At 69.7% G+C, this 7638-nt stretch carries 7 protein-coding genes and 2 pseudogenes; 7 read left to right on the top strand and 2 right to left on the bottom strand.

Annotated features, from left to right (window positions below; all coding sequences use genetic code 11):
• Positions 1–238, top strand: a pseudogene (locus tag ACFYO2_RS49280) (IS200/IS605 family accessory protein TnpB-related protein); the annotation flags it as partial.
• A gap of 727 nt (positions 239–965) precedes the next feature.
• Here ACFYO2_RS49280 and ACFYO2_RS49275 read toward each other — a convergent pair.
• On the bottom strand, positions 966–1844 hold the full coding sequence (locus ACFYO2_RS49275; protein ID WP_388363983.1) for a helix-turn-helix transcriptional regulator: 879 nt from the start codon (positions 1842–1844) through the stop codon (positions 966–968).
• Between the two features lie 248 nt (positions 1845–2092).
• Here ACFYO2_RS49275 and ACFYO2_RS49270 point away from each other — a divergent pair, with 248 nt between their 5' ends.
• The 6 genes from ACFYO2_RS49270 to ACFYO2_RS49245 all read left to right on the top strand — a co-directional run bounded on the left by ACFYO2_RS49270 (position 2093) and on the right by ACFYO2_RS49245 (position 6751).
• On the top strand, positions 2093–3529 hold the full coding sequence (locus tag ACFYO2_RS49270; protein ID WP_388363980.1) for an MFS transporter: 1437 nt from the start codon (positions 2093–2095) through the stop codon (positions 3527–3529).
• Positions 3519–4220, top strand: coding sequence for an alpha/beta hydrolase fold domain-containing protein (locus ACFYO2_RS49265; protein ID WP_388363978.1), 702 nt, complete (start codon positions 3519–3521; stop codon positions 4218–4220). Before ACFYO2_RS49270 ends, ACFYO2_RS49265 begins: the two co-directional genes overlap by 11 nt.
• Positions 4178–4396 carry a hypothetical protein gene (locus ACFYO2_RS49260; protein WP_388363975.1) on the top strand — a complete coding sequence of 73 codons (219 nt, stop codon included), beginning with the start codon at positions 4178–4180 and terminating at the stop codon, positions 4394–4396. The genes ACFYO2_RS49265 and ACFYO2_RS49260 overlap by 43 nt, the downstream gene beginning before the upstream one ends.
• A complete protein-coding gene (locus ACFYO2_RS49255) occupies positions 4393–4914 on the top strand; it encodes a hypothetical protein (RefSeq protein WP_388363972.1) in 522 nt (173 codons plus the stop codon). Before ACFYO2_RS49260 ends, ACFYO2_RS49255 begins: the two co-directional genes overlap by 4 nt.
• Before the next feature lie 214 nt (positions 4915–5128).
• A complete protein-coding gene (locus tag ACFYO2_RS49250; RefSeq protein ID WP_388363970.1) occupies positions 5129–5545 on the top strand; it encodes an HNH endonuclease family protein in 417 nt (138 codons plus the stop codon).
• 744 nt (positions 5546–6289) lie between these two features.
• A complete protein-coding gene (locus ACFYO2_RS49245; protein WP_388363969.1) occupies positions 6290–6751 on the top strand; it encodes a hypothetical protein in 462 nt (153 codons plus the stop codon).
• Positions 6752–7179: 428 nt separating this feature from the next.
• Here ACFYO2_RS49245 and ACFYO2_RS49240 read toward each other — a convergent pair.
• Positions 7180–7410: pseudogene (locus ACFYO2_RS49240) on the bottom strand (alpha/beta hydrolase); the annotation flags it as partial.
• Positions 7411–7638: the final 228 nt, after the last annotated feature.

The following is a 7638-nucleotide window of genomic DNA, read 5'->3' as shown; positions in this document are numbered from 1 at the left end:
CGACGGACGGCACCGCCCCACGACGACCAGAGTGATCGTGGTGGGCATCGGACCGTCCAGGCCCGACCGGACACCCGCAGGCGTGAGGAAACCCGTCCCCACCCGCCCGGACCGCGCACCAGATGCGTGTCACCGGTGGTGGAGCGAAAGCGGGCGACCAGCCTGCCCCAGCACCGTTCGGGGCAGCGCCACCGAGCAGCAGTCCTGGCAACAGGACTCGCTCCCGCTCAGTGTTTAGGAACGGTGAGCCAGGAACGGACGGCCCGTAAGGCCCTGGGCCAGCAAGGCTGTTGGGGCTGGTGGGACGAGGCATTCGCCGGGAGGCTGGGCATCGCGCCAGGTCAAGGCGTGGGCCGCTGCGATGGGGGTGTGCGGCTGGTCGGCCGGAGCCCAGGTGCCGTGGTGCGGACGGCACAGGGCGCGACTTCATTGTTGCCGTCAATCCCCGACTCGTGGCCCCTCAGGGGGGCCAGGCACAGGAATGGCGATTGGCTGACCGTGTGCAGAGGACTCCCCATGACGGATTCGCCCACCGGAGCGGGGGAGTGGGCCGGCGCCCGCCGGGTCGCGCCCGGCGTACGGCGGACGTGGAATCAGCAGACCGCCGCCGTCACTGGTTGCGACGGGAGGTTCCGGCAGGCCCAGATCCTGTCCACCCTGATGTGGCAGCCCGTCCGGCAGCCGCAGCAGGGGGGAGCAGCGGCCGTACCGGCTGTTCACCGAACTCTCCGGGGATGGACGGCCGAGCTCTCGGTTCTGGCTCACCAATCTCGTGTACACCGCATGGACGAACTTCTGGAGCTGACCCGCCTTTACGTCAGCTCCACATGGTGTCGGCGGCATACGCCCATCTGCGCCTCGCCGGTTCCGGGCGTGCGGCTCCACTGCCTCTGGCCGGGCAGCGCGGCGCTTGAAGGAGCATCGGCCGGGAGGGCTTGTGCTCTCCTGGCCGATCGGCGCAGTGGTCACACTGTCGCGGAGGTGTCCTCGGTCTCCGGTGCGGTGACACTGCCCAGCAGACGCAGAGCCGCCTCGGAGGGCGAGCCGGGCTGGGCCGTGTAGGCGATCAGGCGCTGGCCGGACGAGCCGGGGATGACGAGGTTCTCGAAGCTGAGGTCCATGGCGCCGACCAGCGGATGACGCAGTTGTTTCACTCCCGATGTGCAGGTGCGCACCGGATGGCGGGCCCAGCGAGAGGCGAATTCGGCGCACTCCACGGTGAGTTGGCCGACGAGCTCGGCCAGTCGGCGGTCGTCTGGGTGACGGCCGGCGACCAGACGCAACGAGGCGACGGCGAGCTGGGCCTCCTCGCCCCAGTGCGTGTACAGGTCCCGGTAGTGCTCGTCCAGGAAGAGCATGCGCGTCACGTTGGGGCGGGCGCCCTGCGTGTCGGGGCTCTGGGGTGGCAGGTGCCTGGCGAGCAGCGCGTGGCCCAGCCGGTTCCAGGCGAGGACGTCATTGCGGCGGTCGAGGACGAGCGCCGGTACATCCGACATGGCTGCCAGCAGCTGCCGCGCCGATGCGCTGGCGTGCTCGACGCGGGATGGAGCCGGGCGGGACGCGGCGGCGGGGCGGGCGAGGGTCTTCAGATGGGCCATCTCGTCGTCGGTCAGGCGCAGGGTGCGAGCGATCGCGTCCAGCACGGCGTCCGAGGCACTGAGGGCGCGGCCCTGTTCGAGGCGGGTGTAGTGGGTGATGCTGACGCCGGCGAGCATGGCCAGCTCCTCCCGGCGCAGACCGGTGACGCGGCGGCGGGTCGGATGCGGCGAGATGCCGACGTCTTCCGGGCGCAGCGCGGCACGGCGGGACTTTAGGAAGTCTCCGAGCTCGGACGGAGCGTCCATCGATGCCTCCGGTTTCTTGGGCGTCCGGCCGCACGGTTCCTGAGCACCGATGCCTGGCGAGCCGCGGGTCATCCCCCATGATGCCCGCCCACCGGGCAGTCCATGAGCCGTAAGGGTGGTCATGTCATGACCACCCTTACGGTGGCTGCGCGAAACAGGGTTCTGGCTGGAGCCTCCAGGCTGAGGCGAGCCTCTTTGCTGAGCGGTGCGTGACAGACGCCCGCGCACGAGAGAAGGGTCTCGACCTCATGTCCGTCACTGACTCGCAGACAGCCGCCACAGCCGTCGGCACGTCGCCGGCCGTCCTCACCCCCCGGCTGCGGCTGGTCCTGGTGCTGTTGCTCGCCGCCCAGTTCATGCTGGCGGTGGACTTCTCCATCCTGAACGTTGCGCTGCCGGTGATCGGTGAGGGCCTGGGCTTCTCGCTGGCGCACCTGCAGTGGATCGGCACCGCGTTCGCCCTGTGCGCGGCGGGGTTCACCCTGCTGTTCGGCCGGGTCGCGGACCTGTTCGGCCGCCGCCGGCTGTTCCTCGGCGGTCTGGTGGTGCTCGGCGCGGCCTCGCTGGTGGGCGGCCTGGCGCAGAACCCGGAGGTGCTGATCGCGGCCCGGGTCTTCCAGGGACTGGCCACCGCGGCGGTGACCCCGGCCGGGCTGTCGCTCATGACGACGTCGTTCCCCGAGGGCCCGCTGAGGGAGAAGGCGCTCGGCCTCAACGGGGCACTGATGTCCGCCGGGTTCACCACCGGAGCGATCCTCGGCGGTCTGCTGACCGACCTGCTGTCCTGGCGCTGGGCATTCTTCATCAACGTCCCGGTCGCCCTCGCCGTGCTCTTCATCGCCCCGACGGTCATCAAGGAGTCCCGGCCCGACGAGCGCCCGAAGCTGGACCTGCCCGGGGCTGTCAGCGTCACGCTCGGCCTGCTGGCCGTCGTCTTCGGCCTCACCCAGGCGGGTGAGAAGGGCTGGGGCTCCTCGTCCGCGCTGCTGTCGCTGGCGGCCGGAGTGGTCCTGCTGATCGTGTTCTGGGCCGTCGAACGCAAGGTGGCCGCGCCGCTGGTGCCGCTCAGCGTGCTCGGCAAGCGGTCGGTGGCCTGGGGCAATGTCGCCGGACTGATCGCGTTCCTCACCGAGACGTCCCTCGTCTTCCTGCTGACCCTGTATCTCCAGGAGGTGCTCGGCTTCTCCCCGCTCGCCGCCGGCCTGTCCTTCGGTGTGCTGGGCCTCGGAACGGTCGTCGGCGGCTCCGTCGCCCCGAAGGTCATCGGGAAGATCGGCAGCAAGCAGACGCTGATCACCGGCAGTATTCTGCAGACCGTGTTCACGGCCGCCCTGCTCGGCCTCGGCGACGACCGCTCCTGGATGTGGCTGCTGCTCATCGCCACCTTCGCCGGCGGAGTCGGCAACATGCTCGTCATCGTCGGCTTCATGGTCACCGCGACCTCCGGGCTGGCCGACCACGAGCAGGGCCTGGCCACCGGGCTCGCGACCATGACCCAGCAGATCGGTATCACCATGGGCACGCCGATCATGAGCGCCATCGCCACCGCCGCGATGACCGGTACCGGCGCCGCGGCCATCCTCGGCGGTCTGAAGGTCGCGATCGCGGTGAACGCCGCCCTCGTGCTCTTCGGCGCCCTCACCAGTGCCCTGTTCCTGCGGGGCGCTCGGTCGAGTGCGCAGTAACTCATGGCGGTACGAGTCCCGCGGCAGCCTGACCGCTCCTGGTGGGGCTGATGCCCCGCGTCCCCACGAGGCCCACTGGGTGCCGCGGTGGCTCGGCGCGGGGACTCACCGCATCCCCGTACGGATCTACCACCCCAGAGCACAGGCGTACGGCTGGCTCGTCTGGGCGCACGGGGGGAGCTGGCAGGCGGGGTCGGTCGAGCATTGGCACGGGCCGGTCATGGATCTCGCACGGGTCTCGGGCTGCACGGTGGTCAGCACCGGCTACCGGCTGGCCCCCGGATATCGCCATCCCGCGCAGCTCGAGGACGTCCTGACCACGCTCTCCTGGGCCCAGGGGCAGACGGCGGACGGCGAGCCGGTGGCAATCGGGGGAGACAGCGCGGGCGGCACCATCGCCGCGTGCGCGGCCCTCGCCCGCCGTGACCGGAACCAACCGCTCGCCGCCCAGGTCCTGGCCTACCCGCCCCTGGACCCCGACTGCGCCGCCCCCTCGTACACGCGCGAGCAGGGCGCGTTCCCCACTGCGGAGGATCTACGGCGCGCCTGGCGGACGTATCGAGGAAGGACCGGGGCCGCCGACGCGGCGGGACCCCACTGCACAGCACTCCCCTGGAAGCGGAGAGCCTCGACGGGCTGGCCCCGGCCGTGCTCGCCGTCGGGGAGCTCGATCCCGTCCTCGACGACGTGACGACCTACGCGCGGCTGCTGGGCGAGGCGGGCAACTCCGTGCGGCTGCAGACCTTCCCCCGCACCCCCCACGCGGCCTTCCTCGCCGGCGGCGGCCCCGCGGGGAACCCGAATCTGCGGCGCTGGCTCGGTACGGCCCTGCGCGAGCAGCTGAAACGACGCAAGGAGACACCATGACCACCGCACGGCAGGCAACCGGGCTGCCGCACATCGAAGCTCTGATGCGGCACTTCGCGGATCTGCGCAACGGAACCCACGGACAGGACGGTGACACCGTCTCGCGCCGTGGCAAGGAGCGGCACTTCGAGCGAGCCGTCGAACTGCTGCACCCGTACGCCGTCCAGGTGCTGGAGGAATTCAACGCCTCCCTGCTCCTCGGCACGGGTGAGGTGGCGGCGTGCGGACTCCAGCGCACTCCGGACAAGGGCCTGGGGGAGAGCTGGACACTGTCGTGGCCCGAGCAGCGGGCGACCGGAATCGCGCCGATCACCCTCCTCGCGTACTACGGAGGCGGCCTTCACCACCCGCATCTGCGGGGCGCGACCGTGCACGACTGGCCTCTGAACGTGTTCACGCCCGAGCAGGCGGCCGCTGAGGTTCCCACGCTCCGGGCGATCGCCACCGGCGATCTGCACAACCTGGTCTTCCAGCGCGACTACCGGATCGTACCCGCAATCAAGCGGGCGCAGCAGTGACAGGAGGAGGGCCTATGCGGCCGCGGTTGTCGGTGCTGGACCAGTCGCCCGTCGGCGCGGGCTTCACCCCGGCTGACGCCCAGCAGTCGTCTGTGGCACTGGCCCAGGCTGCCGAGGACCTGGGGTATGTCCGCTACTGGGCGGCCGAGCACCACGGCTCTCCGGGGTTCGCGGGCAGCGCCCCGGAGATCCTCGCCGCCGTCCTTCAATACTCTTGGGCGATGTCCGGGGCTGCCGCGCGAGGCAGCCCCCGGGACACCTGTACGGCGACGTCACCTTCACCCAGGCCCGCGCCCTCGACATCGATATCGACCACATGGTCCCGCTCGCCGAATCCTGGAACTCCGGCGCCTCCGCCTGGAGCGCGCAGGAACGCACCGCCTACGCCAACGACCTCGACGACGCCCGTGCCCTGATCGCGATCTCCGCCGCCTCCAACCGCTCCAAGTCCGACCAGGATCCGGCCACCTGGCAGCCCCCGGCCGAGGCCCACCGCTGCACCTACGCCACCGACTGGATCACCATCAAAATCCGCTGGTGTCTCACCATCGACCCCGCCGAACAGGCCGCCCTCACCGGCATCCTGGACGGCTGCCCGAACACGCCGATTGAGGTCACCCGCGCCCGATGAGGTGACGGCAGTTCGGCCCGCCGCTACCCGGGAAAGTGACGGGCCCGACGGTCACGGGTGGCCGGTTTGCGGCCCCTGGGAGGATTTGCGTGTATAGCTGTCGAGGTCGTCGCGGTCGGCGCGTCGTCAGCGGCCGGGGCGGCGGACGCCTCGTCACCGCGCACAAGGGCGGCGAGCTGCTCGATCTCGTCAGCCGCGCGCTCGGCCGGCCTGGATACGGTCGGCCTGCTCCTGGCGAATGGACTGGACGCAGGTGGACAGGGGCCGCAGCTGGCCATGGTCTCGTCGTCGACGCGGTTCTGGCAGGACAGAGCCTGGAATGCGGCGGTGGCGCCAGCGAGGGCTTCGGCGAGCTGTCGTTGCCGAGGGCTGCGACGTCCTCGAAAATCTGGAACTCGGCCAGCACCATCTGGTCAAAGCACTGACCGGCGGGTCTGTTACCCATCGCGTTGTCATCCCGTGGGCACGCCGCCATTGGGACCGGACCCGCCTCGGCCATGGCATCCGGTCACGGGAAACTGCCATCGCCGCAGGCCGCGTGGGCAGCCACGGAGGCACTGTCCACAACCTCATTGCCCGCACCATCACCTCATGGCCCGCCCATCCAGATGATCGATTCCAAGGGGTGGGAGCTGCGAGCTGACGGCTACGATCAGGCGTGAGATGCGGGGGCTATTTTTTGGGGGGGCTTTGGTGGGGCGGCCTGTGGGTGGCATGGCGGGTCTCGGACGCCAGGGGGTGCTCGTGCTCGCAGCGGTGATGCTGCTTGCGGCGTGCACGGCGCATACGAAGAGCGCAGATGACGCAAAGGTCCGCACCGACCTGGGGCCTTTGGAACGCAGGTTCGCCGGCCTCGGCCCGTTGTCAGGTGCGCACTGGCTCGGCATTGTGCTGGGCACAGATTCGCGGGGGTCCGTTCCGGGCCCCGCCGATGTGCGCGTCGTGGGAACCGCCCAGCTGGCTGCGGGTACTGTTGACGGCCTCACGGGGGCCTCGCAGCAGAGCTTTCAGCCAGAGGTGCCCACTCAACTCCCTGAAAAACTTGCCGAGTTTGTGCCCAAGGGTGCACGGTGGGTTCGCAGTGATTCCTTCGACCATGACATGACGGCTGGCATGTACACCGGCAGGTTCTATCTCGATCCAGGCACGGACAGGGTCTACTTCGACACGACCAATCCTGGTGCTCCCGCCAGCTCCGGACCGTGATAGTCCCTCGATCTTCCTGCGGAGCCGCGGCGAGGGCGTCCAAAGTCCATCTGTGACGACCGAATTGGACACCCTCGCTACCGCTCCGTGGTCAGACGGACGACTTGCTGAGGGCTGCTCCGCATTTCGCTCCGTGGCGGCCGCAGATCGGGATTGCGCCGCGGGTGAGCGACGCCGAACTGTGACGCTGGCGGTGGGGCAGGTCCTGCTCGGCTTCACTCCGAGGCGAGGCCGCTGCGCCACGCCCGCGCCTCAGCCGCTCTGCCGGGGCAGGTACGGGAACAGTTCACTGACCGCCTTCGGTCACAGACTCCCGCGAGCTACATGGCGGGTCCAACTGCGCGGATCCATCATCTGGATACGCAGCCTCAATCCGGGGCCGCGGTTGCGGCACCCGGCTGACAAGCCGGACGCCGCGACCGATCAGGTCAGGCCGACGTGGTGACCGCTCCGTGGAGGTGCCGGGCGAAGAACCGGACGGAGCTGTCGACCTCGAACCGAGGCAGCTTTTGGTGCTTGCCCGAGTTCACGTGCGACGACCTCTCCTTCGAGGCGAAGGCGTCGAACAGCGCGAGACCCTCCTCGCGCGAGATGTGCTCGTCGTCCCACTGCATGTCGAACTCGATCGGGATGGTGATCTGCTTCGCCTTCTCGGCCAGGGAAGCGCACCGAGGGCAGGGTGTCGCGTTCGGGGAGTACACCGGCCCTCCAACCTCCCGCAGCACCTCGGACGGATGGTGCTCACCTGTTGCTGACATGAGTGACGAAGGGCCAGGTCATTCTCACGCAGACCGCTAGGGCCTGTTCCAGGTTCGGATCATGTTGGCCGGAGGCTGCGGATCCAGATCACGGCACCGCGTAAGTGGAGTCCGGCGAGGTAGCTGGTG

The sequence above is a fragment of the Streptomyces sp. NPDC006602 genome, from assembly GCF_042870385.1.
In the GTDB taxonomy this organism is placed as follows: Bacteria; Actinomycetota; Actinomycetes; order Streptomycetales; family Streptomycetaceae; genus Streptomyces.
Note: the sequence above shows the minus strand (reverse complement) of the source record. Positions and strands in the feature narration are given on the sequence as shown.

Bases quoted from the DNA above. Each gene is read 5' to 3' on its own strand.
- ACFYO2_RS49275 (WP_388363983.1), bottom strand. From the start codon at position 1,844: ATGGACGCTCCGTCCGAGCTCGGAGACTTCCTAAAGTCCCGCCGTGCC.
- ACFYO2_RS49270 (WP_388363980.1), top strand. From the start codon at position 2,093: ATGTCCGTCACTGACTCGCAGACAGCCGCCACAGCCGTCGGCACGTCG.
- ACFYO2_RS49255 (WP_388363972.1), top strand. From the start codon at position 4,393: ATGACCACCGCACGGCAGGCAACCGGGCTGCCGCACATCGAAGCTCTG.